This is a genomic window from Variovorax sp. PAMC26660, from assembly GCF_014302995.1.
GTDB lineage: Bacteria > Pseudomonadota > Gammaproteobacteria > Burkholderiales > Burkholderiaceae_C > Variovorax.
Window position 1 is genome coordinate 1,125,888 of the sequence record NZ_CP060295.1, and the last position, 13,918, is coordinate 1,139,805.

General features: G+C 67.3%; 10 protein-coding genes. 3 read left to right on the forward strand and 7 right to left on the reverse strand.

The features are described from left to right. Positions 1–181: 181 nt before the first annotated feature. The 7 genes from H7F35_RS05330 to H7F35_RS05360 all read right to left on the reverse strand — a co-directional run bounded on the left by H7F35_RS05330 (position 182) and on the right by H7F35_RS05360 (position 9,286). Entirely contained in the window at positions 182–601 is a 420-nt protein-coding gene (locus tag H7F35_RS05330; RefSeq protein WP_187111911.1) for a hypothetical protein, read from the reverse strand. Positions 602–630: 29 nt separating this feature from the next. Continuing rightward, the gene (locus H7F35_RS05335) at positions 631–1,968 is read right to left on the reverse strand and encodes a TolC family protein (protein ID WP_261803533.1); all 1,338 of its coding nucleotides are present in this window, start codon (positions 1,966–1,968) and stop codon (positions 631–633) included. Next, positions 1,965–5,093 carry an efflux RND transporter permease subunit gene (locus tag H7F35_RS05340; RefSeq protein ID WP_187111912.1) on the reverse strand — a complete coding sequence of 1,043 codons (3,129 nt, stop codon included), beginning with the start codon at positions 5,091–5,093 and terminating at the stop codon, positions 1,965–1,967. The genes H7F35_RS05335 and H7F35_RS05340 overlap by 4 nt, the downstream gene beginning before the upstream one ends. After that, positions 5,086–6,222 (reverse strand): efflux RND transporter periplasmic adaptor subunit, encoded by a 1,137-nt coding sequence (locus H7F35_RS05345; RefSeq protein WP_187111913.1) that lies wholly within the window; start codon positions 6,220–6,222, stop codon positions 5,086–5,088. Before H7F35_RS05345 ends, H7F35_RS05340 begins: the two co-directional genes overlap by 8 nt. 50 nt (positions 6,223–6,272) lie before the next feature. After that, on the reverse strand, positions 6,273–6,605 hold the full coding sequence (locus H7F35_RS05350; protein ID WP_187111914.1) for a hypothetical protein: 333 nt from the start codon (positions 6,603–6,605) through the stop codon (positions 6,273–6,275). Positions 6,606–7,139: 534 nt separating this feature from the next. Next, positions 7,140–7,838: a TetR family transcriptional regulator C-terminal domain-containing protein gene (locus H7F35_RS05355; RefSeq protein ID WP_187111915.1), complete on the reverse strand. Its 699-nt coding sequence runs from the start codon at positions 7,836–7,838 to the stop codon at positions 7,140–7,142. Next, positions 7,835–9,286, reverse strand: coding sequence for a PLP-dependent aminotransferase family protein (locus tag H7F35_RS05360; protein WP_187111916.1), 1,452 nt, complete (start codon positions 9,284–9,286; stop codon positions 7,835–7,837). Before H7F35_RS05360 ends, H7F35_RS05355 begins: the two co-directional genes overlap by 4 nt. Positions 9,287–9,550: 264 nt before the next feature. Here H7F35_RS05360 and H7F35_RS05365 point away from each other — a divergent pair, with 264 nt between their 5' ends. The 3 genes from H7F35_RS05365 (at position 9,551) to H7F35_RS05375 (ending at position 13,900) form a co-directional block, all read left to right on the forward strand. Next, on the forward strand, positions 9,551–10,909 hold the full coding sequence (locus H7F35_RS05365) for an NAD(P)-dependent oxidoreductase (protein ID WP_187111917.1): 1,359 nt from the start codon (positions 9,551–9,553) through the stop codon (positions 10,907–10,909). 70 nt (positions 10,910–10,979) lie between these two features. After that, positions 10,980–12,290 carry an NAD-dependent dihydropyrimidine dehydrogenase subunit PreA gene (gene preA / locus H7F35_RS05370; RefSeq protein ID WP_187111918.1) on the forward strand — a complete coding sequence of 437 codons (1,311 nt, stop codon included), beginning with the start codon at positions 10,980–10,982 and terminating at the stop codon, positions 12,288–12,290. Between the two features lie 104 nt (positions 12,291–12,394). Further along, a complete protein-coding gene (locus H7F35_RS05375) occupies positions 12,395–13,900 on the forward strand; it encodes an NCS1 family nucleobase:cation symporter-1 (protein ID WP_187111919.1) in 1,506 nt (501 codons plus the stop codon). Positions 13,901–13,918 lie beyond the last annotated feature (18 nt).

A 13,918-nucleotide genomic window follows, 5' to 3' on the forward strand; every position in this document is an offset into this window, starting at 1 on the left:
GCTGGCTTGCGCCGATCAACGACGGCTCTGATCACGCTCACGCCGGCGGTGTGCTCTGCGCAGCGAAATGAAGGAGGAGCGAAGCGGGGGACATTCGCGGAGCAGAGCACGCCGTCGGCGTGTGCGCGCCCTGAAAAGCAGCGCCTCAATCGCACAACGCGACAAACAAAAACGCAGGATTTCATTTCAGCGCTCCAGCAAAGGAATGGACTTTCCTGTCAGGCAAAGGACTCACAGGCCGGGGACTGCTTGCGTCGACTGCCCCATCATCCCCCCAGAATGTGGCAGGCGGATTGTGCGTTGACGCGGAGCCCAGGGTTTCGAGACGCAGCAGCACCACCGGCAACACCTGCAGATGCAGCGCCAGACACTGCACCAGCCGGGTCGCACTGCCCAACTGCCCCTGGAACTCGCCGCTGAGCGCCCATTTCGCGAGCGGCACGCCCAGCGGCTGCTCCTGCGCGCGGCGCCAGTACAGGCGCGCATCGAAGAAGCTGCAGCGCAACGCCTCGCGCGCAGCTTCCAGCGCCTCGGCATGGACGATCAGCGTCAGGCGGTGATGAAGCCAGCGGGCTCCGTGTCCGGAATCGAATTCGGCCATGACGGATTTCCTTTCTTTCTCTCTGAAGCTCAGAGCACGGGGTGCTGCCCGATGCTCAGTTGAAGCTGGACGGTGGCAGCGGCCAGGTCGGCCCGCGCCTGCAGGTACGCGAGGAACGCGTCGTCGGCCGAGCGCTGCGCCGCCAGGAACTCCAGCAGCGAGGCCTGCCCGTTGCGGTACGACAGGCGGATGCCCGAAAGCACCTTGTCCGAATCCGCGAGCACGGACTCGCGATACCGCCGCAGGTTCTCGCGCGCGGCAAGAAACTGCGCGTGGCTGGTGCGCACATCGGCATCGATCTTCAGCTCGGCGGCGCGCAGGCCCAGCATCGCCTGCGTGACGGCCGACTCGGCCTGGATCACCTCGCCCTTTTGCAGGCGCGAGAACGGAAGCGGCATCGACACTTCCACCGCCAGCGTGCGCGAGACCGGCGAGCCGGGGGTCTCCTTGCCGTCGCCGTCGAAGGTGCTGCGGCCGATGGGCGTGCGGCCGGCCGTCAGCTTCACGGTGGGGCCGACGTAGCGGTTGGCTTGCACGAGTTCGGCGTTGGCGCGTGTGTTGTCGAGGGTCGCGCGGGCGATCAGCACTTCGTCGCGCGCATCGAGCGCCTGGCGGATCAGCGCATCGACGTCGTCGCCCGGTGTGAACGCGGCGAAGTCGCAGTCCAGCCGGGGCTGTGCGAACAGTTCGCCGAAGCGCTGTCCCAGCGGCACCGACAGGTTCAGCAGCGCAGCCTGCGCGTCGGCACGCCCCTTGACCACCCCGGCCTGGAACTGGTCGCGCTCGGTGCGCGACTGCAGCAGCTCCAGGCCGCCCGCATCGCCCGCCTTGCGGCGCACTTCGTTGGCACGCACGACGTCGGACAGCGAGCGCAGCGACGACTCCTGCCGCACCAGTGCTTCGCGCGTGCGGCAAGCTTCCGCGAAGGCGGTGGCCGAATCGCTGTAGAGCTGGTGCTTGAAGCCTTCCACGTTCGCTTCGGTCAACTTCACGTTGCTCTTCGCAACTTTGATGCGCTTGTCGCGCTTGCCGCCGGTCTCGATCTCCCATTCGAGGGCGACCGTGCGGCTGACTGGTGGCTTCAGTGCGACGGTCCTGCTGAACTCCTTCGGCCCGTAGCCGAGGGTGAGCTTCGGGTCGGGCATGACGCCCGCGATCGACACGCCGGCCTCTGCCGCGGTGATCGACTCGCGCTGCGATGCGAGATCGAGGCTGTGCTTCTCGACGGCGACGAGATAGCTCGCGAAATCGACCACCGTTGCACCGGTGGCCACGGCCGAAGCCGTGCCTTGTGCGCAGGCAATGCCCGTACACAGCGACAGCAGCGCCATACCAAAGCCGTGCCAATGGATGTTCTTTTTCTTCATGCTTGCTCCAGGAGGCCCGCGTCCGGCGCGGCCGTTTCGGCCTGGGCGCGCCGCTTGGCGGCGGCCTCGGCCCGTGTTTCGACAAGGTGGTAGAGCGCCGGCAGCAGCACCAGCGTCAACAAGGTGGCGGTGACGAGGCCGCCCACGACGACGGTGGCCAGCGGCCGCTGCACGTCGCTGCCCAGCCCCATCGCCAGCATCGCGGGCGTGAGGCCGAAGGCGGCCACGGTGGCGGTCACGAGCACGGGGCGGATGCGGCTGCGTGCGCCCTCGATCACGGCCTCGCGCAGCGGCAGACCGTCTTCGCGCCGCAGCCGGTTGATCTGCGAGATCATCAGCACGCCGTTGAGCACGGCCACACCGAACAGCGCGATGAAGCCGACCGCGCTCGACACGTTCAGCGTCATGCCGCGCAGGTGCAGCGCCGCCAGGCCGCCGAGCATGGCGAGCGGCACCACCAGCAGCACCATCGCCGGCTGGCGCAGGTTGCCGAACTCGGCAAACAGCAGCAGGAACATGATCGCCAGCGTCATCGGCAGGATCACCACGAGCCGGGCCTGTGCGCGTTCGAGGTTCTCGAACTGGCCGCCCCAGGCGATCTGAAAGCGCTGGTGGTCGTAGTGCACGTCGCGCTCGATGGCGGACTGCGCTTCGGCCAGGAAGCTCGAGAGGTCGCGATTGCGCGCATTGAGCTTGACCGTGAGGTGCCGCCGCGACGACTCACGGGTGATGGTGGTCTCGCCCGACACGGTACGGATCTTCGCCACCTGCCCGAGCGGCACCTTCGCGCCGTTGGGGGCCGTGAGCATCAGGCCGGCGATGGCGTCCGGGTCGTTGCGGGTCGCTTCGGGAAAGCGCACCGTCATGCCGTAGTTCTTCTCGCCCACATAGACCTGCCCGATGGCCGTGCCACCCATGCCGGTGGAGATCAGGTCGCTCACATCGGCCACGTTGATGCCGTAGCGCGCAGCGGCCGCGCGGTCGATGTCGATCTTCAGGTTGGGCAGCGGTGGCTCCTGGTCGATGGCCACGTCGACGGCGCCAGGCACCTTTTCGAGCACACCGATCACGTCGCCCGCGATTCGGCGCATCTCGTCCAGGCTGTCGCCGTAGACCTTCACCACCAGGTCGCTGTGCGCGCCCGAGAGCTTGTCCTGCACGCCGTCGATCATGGGTTGCATGAAGCCGACCGAGAAGCCGGGCAACTGCTTGTAGCGCTCGGCCAGCCTGGCGATCAGCTCCTGCTTGCTCAGGCCCGACTTCCAGGTGTCGTACGGATGCAGGCCGACGCTGGCCTCGATGTGCGAGACGGTCCACGGATCGGTGCCGTCGTCGTTGCGGCCGGTCTGCGTCACGATGTACGAGACCTCCGGAAACTCGCGCGTGGCGCGGCGCAGTTCGTTCGCAAGGCCGGTCGCCTTTTCGAGCGTGATGCCCGGCGGCATCGTCACCTGCAGCCAGAGCGAGCCTTCATCCAGGTAGGGAAGAAAGTCGCGGCCGATGGTGCTGCCCAGGCCGAGCACGCCCAGCAGCGCCAACGCGCATGTCACCATCACCCAGCGCCCCTTGCCCAGGGCGCACGACAGGAAGGCCTCGTAGCGCACCGTCAGCCATTCCATTGGCCGGTTGTGGAAGATGCGGCGCGGCTTGCGGAACGCGAGGTACGCCAGCCCCGGAATGAGCGTGAGCGCCACCAGCAGCGCGCCGACCAGTGCCGAACCCACCGCGAAAGCCATCGGCGAGAACAGCTTGTATTCGATGCGCTGGAAGGCGAACAGCGGCAGGTAGGCCGCGATGATGACCAGCATGCCGAAGAAGATCGGCCGCGCCACCTGCACCGTGGCGGCGATGGCATCGGCCGGGGTCAGCGGCTTGTCTTGCGCCCGCTCGCGCCGCCGCAGGATGCCTTCGACCAGCACCACCGCGCCGTCGACCAGGATGCCGAAGTCGATCGCGCCCAGAGACAGCAGGTTGGCCGGCACCTGCAGATGCCGCATGAAGATGAAGGCGATCAGCATCGACAGCGGAATGGTCAGCGCCACGATGGCCGCCGCGCGCGGGCTGCCGAGCGACAGCAGCAGCACCAGCGTGACCAGCACGATGCCCTCGATCAGCGTCTTGCCGACCGTGTGCGTGGTGGCATCGATGAGCGAGGCGCGGTCGAGGTAGAGCACGACCTTGACGTCCTTGGGCAGCAGGTGGTCGTTCAGGTCCTGCACGGCCGCGTGCACGCCCTTTATGACCTGCGAGGCCTGCGCGTCCTTCAGCAGCAGCGTGATGCCGGAGATGGTGTCGGGGTTGTCGTCCTTGCCGAGAATGCCGCGCCGCTCGACGTTGCCGTAGCTGAGCGTGCCCAGGTCCTTCACCAGCACCGGCGTGCCGGACTTGGCCGTGACCACCACGTTGCCCATGTCCTGCAGCGAGCCGATGAGCCCGGAGCCGCGCACCACGTAGGCCTGCTCGCCGCGGTTCATCAGGCTGCCGCCGGCGCTGCCGTTGTTGGCGTTGATGGCGTCCTTGATCTGCTGCAGCGTCACGCCGTACTGCACCAGCTTCGCCGGATCGAGCGCGAGCATGAACTGCGTGGTCAGCCCGCCGAAGTTGGCCACGTCGATCACGCCGCTGACTTTCTTCAGGCGCGGGATGACGGTCCAGAACTGCAGCTCCGACAACTCGCGCAGGTTGCGCGTCTTCGATTCCAGCGTGTAGCGGTAGATCTCGCCGATGGGCGAGGTGTAGGCATCGAGGCCGGGTGCAGCGCCGTAGGGCAGCGTCACGCGGCCGATGCGCTCCTGCAGGCGCTGGCGCGACCAGTAGCCGTCCACGCCGTCCTTGAACACCACGACGATCAGCGACAGGCCGAAGGTGCTCTTGGAGCGCAGCACATGCAGGCCCGGCGTGCTCAGCAGTTCGCGCTCCAGCGGCACGGTGATCTGCTGCTCGACTTCTTCGGCCGCAAGGCCCGGCACCTGGGTGACGACCTGCGAGGTGACGTCGGCAATGTCGGGATAGGCCTCGATGGGCAGTTGCTTCCAGCAGGTCCAGCCATAGAGCGCGACGAAGGCGAACACGATCCACGCGATGCCGCGCCGGCGAAAGCACAGGGTGACGAGGCGCTCAATCATTGAGGAGCACCCCTTCCTTCACGGCGATGCGCTCGCCGGCCTTGAGCCCCGAAAGAATCTCGACGCGGTCGCCGATGACCGGCCCCACGGCCACGTTGCGCGCTTCGTAGGTGAAGGCGCCCTTCTCCACGAAGACCTTGGTGTAGAGGCCGCTCTGCACCAACGCGGACGCAGGCACGACCACTGCGGGATGCGCCTCGCCCGAAAACACCACCTTGGCGAACATGCCCGGGCGAAAGCGGCCGCGGCGGTTGTCGACGGCCACGCGGACCTTCACCGTGCGCGTGTCGGCATCGAGCACCTCGCCGATGTACTTGACGGTGCCGTCGAAGGCCTGGTCGGGGTAGGCGTTGAGATCGATGCGCGCCTTCTGGCCGACGCGCAGTGCGGCGATGTCTTTCTCCGACACGTTGGCGGTGAGGAACACGGTCGACAGATCGGCCACCGTCATGATCGGCGCGTTGATGTCGTTCCAGTAGCCGCCCTGTGCGCCGGTCATCTCGATCACGCGGCCGCTGATGGGCGAGCGCAGCACGTATTCGCGGTGCGAGCCTGCACCGGCCGAAGCGCCCAATTGCGCCAGGCGGTTCTTCGCGACTTGCGCATCGCTGGTGGCGGCGCCGTAGGCGAGTTCGGCCGCTTCGTAGTCCTTGCGCGCGGTGATCTCGGCCTCGAACAGCAGCTTCTGGCGCTCGAAGTCGCGGCGCGACTGGCGCAGTGCGGCATCGGCCTTGGTGGCATCGCCGAAGGCGGTGCTCAGGTCGGCCGAGTCGAGCGTGAAGAGCGCGTCGCCAGCCTTGACCGGATCGCCCAGCGCGCGTTGCAGCTTGACGATGCGGCCCGTCACCGGCGAAGTGACCTTGACGAGTTTTTCGGGCGCGGCCTCGATGCTGCCGGGCGCGCTGATCGGCCGCTCCACCGAGCGCGATTCCGCTGCGGCCACCTGGATCGATGCGCGCAATGGAGAGTTCTCGGGCAAGGCGACGACTGCGCCGTCGTGCACCACGGCGCGCGCGGCCGGCACAGGCTGCGCAGCGGCGGAGGACGCGAGCATCTTGCCCACGTCGCAGCCTGCCAGCACGATGCTGGCGGCCACCGAAACAAGGGTGGCGATGAATGTTCTTTTCATGAGTCTTCTCCTCGGGATCGAGATATCTGTTGTTGTGGAATGGGCCGCGGTCACAGCCGCGCCCCTCGCAGCGGCAGGCAGAAAGAAAGCAGGCGCGCGAAGAAGCCCATCGCAGGGCGCACATCGAACGCTCGGCCGCCGACCTGCGCGCAGCGGCTGCGGGCCGCGCGGGTCAGGTGGCGAAAGACTTCGTTGCGCTGCGGAGCAGGCAAGGTCGAGAGCGCGTCGGCAATGACGCGACCCGAGCAGGGCGAGAGGGTGGCGGCGAATGCGGCGGCGCCGTGGCTGTACAGCAGAGCCTGCAAGGCCTGGGGCCGGCGCTGCGCCAGCGCGGCATGCAGCGCGCGGCGCAAGGTCTCACGGCGGTGAGCGAGAGCGAACATGACGGGGACTCCTGCGGCATCGGCGCGCAGGAGTCCTCACGCCTGTGTTCAGGCGAGTCGAGGCCTCCGGGGCAATGCCGGATGCGGGTTCAATGAAAGAGGCGAAGGATGGGCAGGCGCGCGCAAGCGCCAACTAGGGTCTGGGTCCACGGTCTTCTCCTGGGCCCTTTCGGGCGGGTTGATGCAACGAAGCTCCGCTGCATGGACGCACGCGCACAGACCGCCCGGAGGGAGGCCGAAAGATCGCGAACGCGATCGGGCCACCCCGGGCGGAGGATCAATGAATCGGGCGTGAGGAGATGGGCGCGATGCCTGGCCTCCGAAGGGAGTCAGGGCATCGGCAAGGGCTGCGGTCGGCTCGGCGACCTCAACCCGGGAAGCGGGCGTTCAGGAGGCCGGGCAGGCAACAGCGGCCATCAAGGCACGCTTTGCATCACTGCTACAACTACTGGCACTGTCCACGCGCGGCGCTCCAAAAAACAAGATGCGCGGATTATTGCGATGCAGCAATGCGAGCGTCAACAAAAATTCACACTACGTGCGATTTATCCGACGCTGGTCTTGCTGGCTCGTGACGACGGCTGAAGTGGCAGGCCGTGTGAGGCCCAACGCCCCCTCGAGCATGCGGATGATGGTCTCGCGGGCGAGGTCGAAATCGGCCGGCTCCAGCGCCTGCTTGCCCAGCAGCATGCGCATCTGCCATGCGAAGTCGGCATAGGTCTGCGTCATGGCCCACAGCGTGAACAGCAGATGTGGCACAGGCAGCGGCGCCACGTCGCCATTGGCCATCCAGCGGTTGAGCACGGCGGCCTCTGCGCGGAAGGCGGGTACGAGCTTGGCCTCGATGTCGTCAGCGCATTGCGGCGCCTGCGAAATGATCTCCTGCGCGAACAGGCGCGAGCCCGAAGGGTAGTCGTAGGAGAACTGCAGCTTCTGCGTGACGTAGCGCTCCAGCGCGGCATGCGGATCGAGGTCGGCATCCGCGAGGCTGTTGAGATTGGAAAGCCACGAATCGAGCACATCGTTGAAGACGCGGCTGTACAAGGCCTTCTTTGAAGGGAAGTAGTACAGCAGGCTCTGCTTGGAAATTCCCGCATCGGCTGCGATGTCGTCGACCGACACGCCGCCGTAGCCGTGCAGCGCGAAGCGTTCCTGTGCCACGGCGAGGATGGCGCTCTCGATGTTCTGGCGGCGGGTCTGCCGCTTCACGGCCGGTGCACGCGCGGCGCTCATGGGTTCTTCATCCGCGCGAGGAAGCGCACGAGCCGCTCGTCGCCGCAATGCGCCACGTTGAAGCGATACCACGCGAAGGGTTGCGGCGTGCCGGTGAAATCTGCAGCGGCCGCGAGCGGCAGGCTCTGCTTGCGCGCCTCTTGCAGCACCGCGTCGCTGGTCGGTCGCGGCTCGCTGCCGGGCGGCCAGCCGGCGCAGAGAAAGGGGCCGCCATCGGGCACGCACAGCGCCTGCAGGCCCGCGCCGGTGAGCAACGACAAGGTGCGCTCGCCGGCAATCTTCAGCGCGGTGTGGAGCTTCTGCAGGAAGCGCGGATAGCTGGCATCGGCCAGCACCTCGCAGGCCACGCGTTCCTCGAACTCGCTCGGTCCGAGCGTGGTGTGCAGGCAGCGCAATGCAGCGTCGTCGACCCAGCGCTGCGGCAGCAGCACATGCGCGAGCCGCAGTTTGGCCGAGAGCGTGGTCGATACGCCGCCGACTTGTGCGACGCGCTGCAGGCCGTCCATCGCCGCGAGGCTCGGTGCCTGCAGCGGCGAGAGCCCGCGCCAGGTGTCCATCTCGATCACGCGCAGGTCGTGGCGCTCGGCGGCCTGCAGCGCCTGATGCGCGCCTTGCGGGCTCATGCACACGCCCAGCGGATTGGAAACGGCGGTCGAGAGGAAAAGCAGGCGCTGCCGGCTTGCCGCAGACAACAGCGCGGCAAGACTGTCGAGCGCGCCGATGTCCAGGCAGCCGCCGCGCCGTGGCACTTCGAGCATGCGTCGGCCCAGCGTGTGGATCAGCCGGCGCAACTGGCGCGGCGCAGGCGATTCGACCAGCACCGCATCGCCGGGCTCGGTCCATGCCTGCAGCAGGCACATCACCGCGCCGAGGCTGCCTGCGGCCGTCATCACCTGCTGCGGTCCCATCGCGGGCAACTCGGCGCGATGGCGCGTGGCGATCAGTTCGCGCAACCGTGGCAGGCCGAAGCTGGGACGCGTGCCGCTGTCCCAGTCGGGCGCGGCGCGGGCCACACGGCGCATGGCTTCGCGCACGAGGTCATCGCCCCGGTACTCGGCAGGTGGTGGCCTGTCTTCGCCCGTCGTCTGCTCGACCGCGCACTGCATTGATCCGGTGTCGTCAAGCGTTGTGCGTGACGGCCGATGCAGCACGTAGTAGCCACTGCCCGGCCGCGAGGCCAGCACCGAGCGAGCGCGCAACGCGCTGTACGACTCGGTGACGGTGAAGGTGCTGATGCCCAGCTTGCCGGCCAGCGCGCGCACCGAAGGCATCTTGGTGCCGGGTGCCAGGCGCCCGTCGATGACGCGCAGCTCGACGCCCACCACGAGGCGTTGCGCCAGCCCGAGGCCGGGGCCGGCGTCGTCCATCTCGCCCATCAGGCCCTGCATCCATCCGGCACCGGCTTGCGCCGGTGGGAGCAGCGCCGGGGCGTTGCGTGAACTCTGCATCGCTGTGTCTCCTTCGAAACCCGTGTCTCGGTACGAGAGAGGGTTTGCCCTTGGGAACTGTGCTGGACAGTGCACCAAACAGCATGGTCCGCTGCGGCAAACACTTTCTCGCTCGCCGCATCAACTGTGTATGGGCGGCACCCCTTGTTTGCTGAATCATCGCGACATTCGACCACTTGGTCAAACTTCATGAGGGCTCGATCTCTCATATCGCACACAGATCCCCACCACGACCCTGGAGCTTGAACGCCCATGAGCAGCACGATGAATCCCGTCGCTCCCACCGCACACCTGGCATCGGATGTGCGCGCGGGCCGCCTCAACCCCGAGCAGTACGCAAAGAATTTCTGCGACGCCCACCCGCCGCTGAACGTGGTGCAGGCCAACATCGAGGCCGAGCGTTGCTACTACTGCTTCGACGCGCCCTGCCAGACGGCCTGCCCCACGGGCATCGACATCCCGACCTTCATCCGCCGCATCGCCGATGGCAACCTGCGCGGCGCGGCGCGCACCATCCTCGAAGAGAACCCGCTGGGCGGCATGTGCGCCCGCGTCTGCCCGACCGAGGTGTTGTGCGAGCAGGCCTGCGTGCGCAACAGCAACGAGAGCAAGCCGGTGGAAATCGGCCTGCTGCAGCGCCACGCGACCGACGCCTTCTTCGACGCGCCCGGCGCGCCGCTCTTCGTGCGCGCGGCCGACACCGGCAAGCGCGTGGCCATCGTCGGCGCCGGTCCGGCCGGCCTGGCCTGCGCGCACCGCCTCGCGGTGCTGGGCCACCAGGTGACGCTGTTCGATGCCCGCCCCAAGCTCGGCGGACTGAACGAATACGGCCTGGCCAGCTACAAGACGGTGAACGACTTCGCGCAACGCGAGATCGAGTGGCTGCTGTCGGTCGGCGGCATCGAGGTGCGCAACAACCACGCGCTGGGCCGCGAACTGTACCTCGATGCGCTCGCCACCGACTACGACGCGGTGTTCCTTGGCCTCGGCCTGGCCGGCGTGAACACGCTGGGCCTGGGCGAGCAGACCGGCGTGCGCGACGCGGTGGACTTCATCGCCGAACTGCGGCAGGCCGCATCGCCGGCCGACGTGGCCATCGGCCGCCATGTGGTGGTGATCGGCGGCGGCATGACCGCCGTGGATGCGGCCGTGCAGTCGCGCAAGCTCGGCGCGGAAGACGTGAGCATCGTCTACCGGCGCGGCACCGAGGGCATGGGCGCATCGCCCGACGAGCAGAGCTGGGCCAAGGACAACGGCGTGCGCATCATCCATTGGGCCGCGCCGAAGGCGCTGCGCGCCAAGGGCGGCGTGCTGCGCGGCATCGACTTTGCGCGCACCGCGCTGGTCGACGGCAAGCTGGTCGAGACGGGCGAGAGCCTCGCGCTGCAGGCCGACATGGTGCTGTGCGCCATCGGCCAGAGCTTTGTCGCGACCGCGCTGGAAGACGGTGGCCTGCAGTTGCAGGGCGGTCGCATCAGCACCGATGCGGAAGGCCGCAGCTCGCGCCCGAAGGTCTGGGCCGGCGGCGACGCGCGCTTCGGCGGGCGCGACCTCACGGTCGAGGCGGTGGAAGACGGCAAGCAGGCCGCGCTGTCCATCGACCGCCATCTGCGCGCCGCCTGACGCGACCGCACCGATCTTCCTTTCCTCACATCCCATCCGTGCGCGCCTTGCCGCGACAGGAGCAATTCACATGGCAGACCTGAGCATCGACTTCGTGGGCATCCGCAGCCCGAACCCCTTCTGGCTGGCCTCTGCGCCACCGACCGACAAAGAGATCAACGTGGTCCGTGCCTTCGAGGCCGGCTGGGGCGGCGTGGTGTGGAAAACCGTGGGCGAAGACCCGAACGTGGTCAACGTGCACGGCCCGCGCTATGCCGTGTCCTATGCGGCCGACCGCCGCGTGACCGGCTTCAACAACATCGAGCTGATCTCCGACCGCCCGCTGCGCACCAACCTCGACGAGATGGCGCGCGTCAAGCGCAACTGGCCCGACCGCGCGGTGGTGGCCTCGATCATGGTGCCGTGCACCGAAGAGGCATGGAAGAACATCCTGCCGATGGTCGAGGACACCGGCTGCGACGGCATCGAGCTGAACTTCGGCTGCCCGCACGGCATGAGCGAGCGCGGCATGGGCGCGGCCGTGGGCCAGGTGCCCGAATACATCCAGATGGTGGCCGAGTGGTGCAAGCACTACTCCAAGCTGCCGGTGATCGTGAAGCTCACGCCCAACGTGGCCGACATCCGCCCCGCCGCGCGCGCTGCGAAGAAAGGCGGCGCCGATGCGGTGAGCCTCATCAACACCATCAACTCGATCATGGGCGTGGACCTGGACGCGATGGCGATGTTCCCGCACACCGATGGCAAGGGCTCGCACGGCGGCTACTGCGGCCCCGGCGCCAAGCCGATCGCGCTGCACATGGTGGCCGAGATCGCGCGCGACCCGCAGACGGCGGGCCTTCCGATCTCGGGCATCGGCGGCGTCTCGACCTGGCGCGACGCGGCCGAGTTCATCGCACTGGGCAGCGGCTCGGTGCAGGTGTGCACCGCCGCGATGGTCTACGGCTTCAAGATCGTGCAGGACCTGTGCGATGGCCTTTCGAACTTCATGGACCAGAAGGGCTACGCCAACATCGAGCAGATGCGCGGCCGCGCGGTCGGCAGCATCACCGACTGGCAGCAGCTCAACCTGAACCACGTCGACAAGGCGGTGATCCACCAGGACCTGTGCATCCAGTGCGGCCGCTGCCACGTGGTGTGCGAGGACACCTCGCACCAGGCCATCAGCGCGACCAAAGACGGCATGCGTTTCTTCGAGGTGAAGGAAGAAGAGTGCGTCGGCTGCAACCTGTGCGTGTCGATCTGCCCCGTGCCCGGCGCGCTGTCGATGCGCACGCTGAAAGCCGGCGAGATGGACACGCGCACCGGCCACCCGGTGGTCGGCAAGTACGCCAACTGGACCACGCACCCCAACAACCCGATGCGGGCCGACAGCCATGCCTGATTGAATGAATGAATGAGTGACAAAGCCCGGCGAAGACCGGGCGGCGGCAGGAGGGGAATGACAACACAGCCAAGAAAACAGCCCACACGCAGGAGACATCCCACATGACAACCCCATCGCAGAGCGGCGCACCCGCCGCAAACCTCTGGAACGAGGACCTGGCGCCCACCACACTGGCGCAGCGAACGTGGCGCTGGTACCACTTCGCCGCGCTGTGGGTGGGCATGGTGATGTGCATCCCCGCCTACACGCTGTCGGCCAGCCTGATCGAAGGCGGCATGTCGTGGAGCCAGGCGGTGCTGACCGTATTTCTCGGCAACGCCATCGTGCTGGTGCCGATGCTGCTCATCGGCCATGCGGGCGCGAAGTACGGCATTCCCTATGCGGTGATGGCGCGCGCCTCGTTCGGCACGCGCGGGGCGCGGCTGCCCGCATTGCTGCGCGCTGTCGTGGCCTGCGGCTGGTACGGCATCCAGACCTGGTTCGGCGGCGAGATGATCTACACGCTGGTCGGCGTGCTCATGGGCCAGCCGATGGGCGGAGACAAGCTGCCGATCCTCGGCATCAATGGCGCACAGCTTGTGTGCTTCCTGATCTTCTGGGCCATCCAGCTTTACTTCGTGGTGCACGGCATCGAGTCGATCCGCCGACTCGAGACCTACACCGCGCCGCTCAAGATCATCGTGTGCATCGCCCTGCTCTACTGGGCCGTGCAGCGCGCGGGCGGCCTCGGCCCGATCTTCGACCAGCCTTCGCAGTTCGAGCCGGGCGGCAAGAAGGCCGGCATGTTCTGGGCGGTGTTCTGGCCCTCGCTCACGGCCATGGTGGGCTTCTGGGCCACGCTGGCGTTGAACATCCCCGACTTCACGCGTTTCTCGCGCTCGCAGCGCGACCAGGTGGTGGGCCAGGTGATCGGCCTGCCCGCGCCCATGGGCCTGCTCGCGATGATGGCGGTGATGGTCACTTCGGCCACGGTGGTGATCTACGGCAAGGCGCTGTGGGACCCGGTGGACCTGGCCAGCCGCATGACCGGCGCCGCGGTGCTGATCGCGCTCATCATCCTGCTGATCGACACGGTGAGCGTGAACCTCGCGGCCAACCTGGTCGGTCCGGCTTACGACTTCTCCGCGCTCAACCCCGAGAAAATTTCGTATCGCAAGGGCGGCTACATCACGGCCGGCATCGCCATCGTGATGATGCCGTGGAAGGTGCTCGAAACCACACAGGGCTACATCTTCACCTGGCTCATCGGCTATTCGGCACTGCTCGGGCCGGTGGCCGGCATCCTGATTGCCGACTACTACCTCATCCGCCGCAAGGAGCTGGATGTCGATGCCCTCTACCGTGGCAACGGCCAGTACAGCTACAGCAACGGCTGGAACATGGCGGCGGTCATCGCCTTCATCGTCGGCGTGCTGCCTAACATCCCGGGCTTTCTCAATGCGGCCTTTCCGTCGGCCGTGCCGTCGATGCCCGACTTCTTCAAGACGATCTACACCTATGCGTGGTTCGTCGGCGTGGTGCTGTCGGCGGTCGTTTACCTGGGCCTGATGAAGGCACGGGCGCCGCAACTGCAGGGCCTGTCCACGCCCCTCAAGAACCCCACCTGAAACACATGAAGGAACTCA

Excerpts from the sequence above, each read along its gene's own strand:
- H7F35_RS05340 (WP_187111912.1), bottom strand. The coding sequence starts at position 5,093 with ATGATTGAGCGCCTCGTCACCCTGTGCTTTCGCCGGCGCGGCATCGCG.
- H7F35_RS05365 (WP_187111917.1), top strand. The coding sequence starts at position 9,551 with ATGAATCCCGTCGCTCCCACCGCACACCTGGCATCGGATGTGCGCGCG.
- H7F35_RS05350 (WP_187111914.1), bottom strand. The coding sequence starts at position 6,605 with ATGTTCGCTCTCGCTCACCGCCGTGAGACCTTGCGCCGCGCGCTGCAT.
- H7F35_RS05360 (WP_187111916.1), bottom strand. The coding sequence starts at position 9,286 with ATGCAGAGTTCACGCAACGCCCCGGCGCTGCTCCCACCGGCGCAAGCC.
- H7F35_RS05375 (WP_187111919.1), top strand. The coding sequence starts at position 12,395 with ATGACAACCCCATCGCAGAGCGGCGCACCCGCCGCAAACCTCTGGAAC.
- H7F35_RS05330 (WP_187111911.1), bottom strand. The coding sequence starts at position 601 with ATGGCCGAATTCGATTCCGGACACGGAGCCCGCTGGCTTCATCACCGC.
- H7F35_RS05355 (WP_187111915.1), bottom strand. The coding sequence starts at position 7,838 with ATGAGCGCCGCGCGTGCACCGGCCGTGAAGCGGCAGACCCGCCGCCAG.
- H7F35_RS05335 (WP_261803533.1), bottom strand. The coding sequence starts at position 1,968 with ATGAAGAAAAAGAACATCCATTGGCACGGCTTTGGTATGGCGCTGCTG.
- H7F35_RS05345 (WP_187111913.1), bottom strand. The coding sequence starts at position 6,222 with ATGAAAAGAACATTCATCGCCACCCTTGTTTCGGTGGCCGCCAGCATC.
- preA (WP_187111918.1), top strand. The coding sequence starts at position 10,980 with ATGGCAGACCTGAGCATCGACTTCGTGGGCATCCGCAGCCCGAACCCC.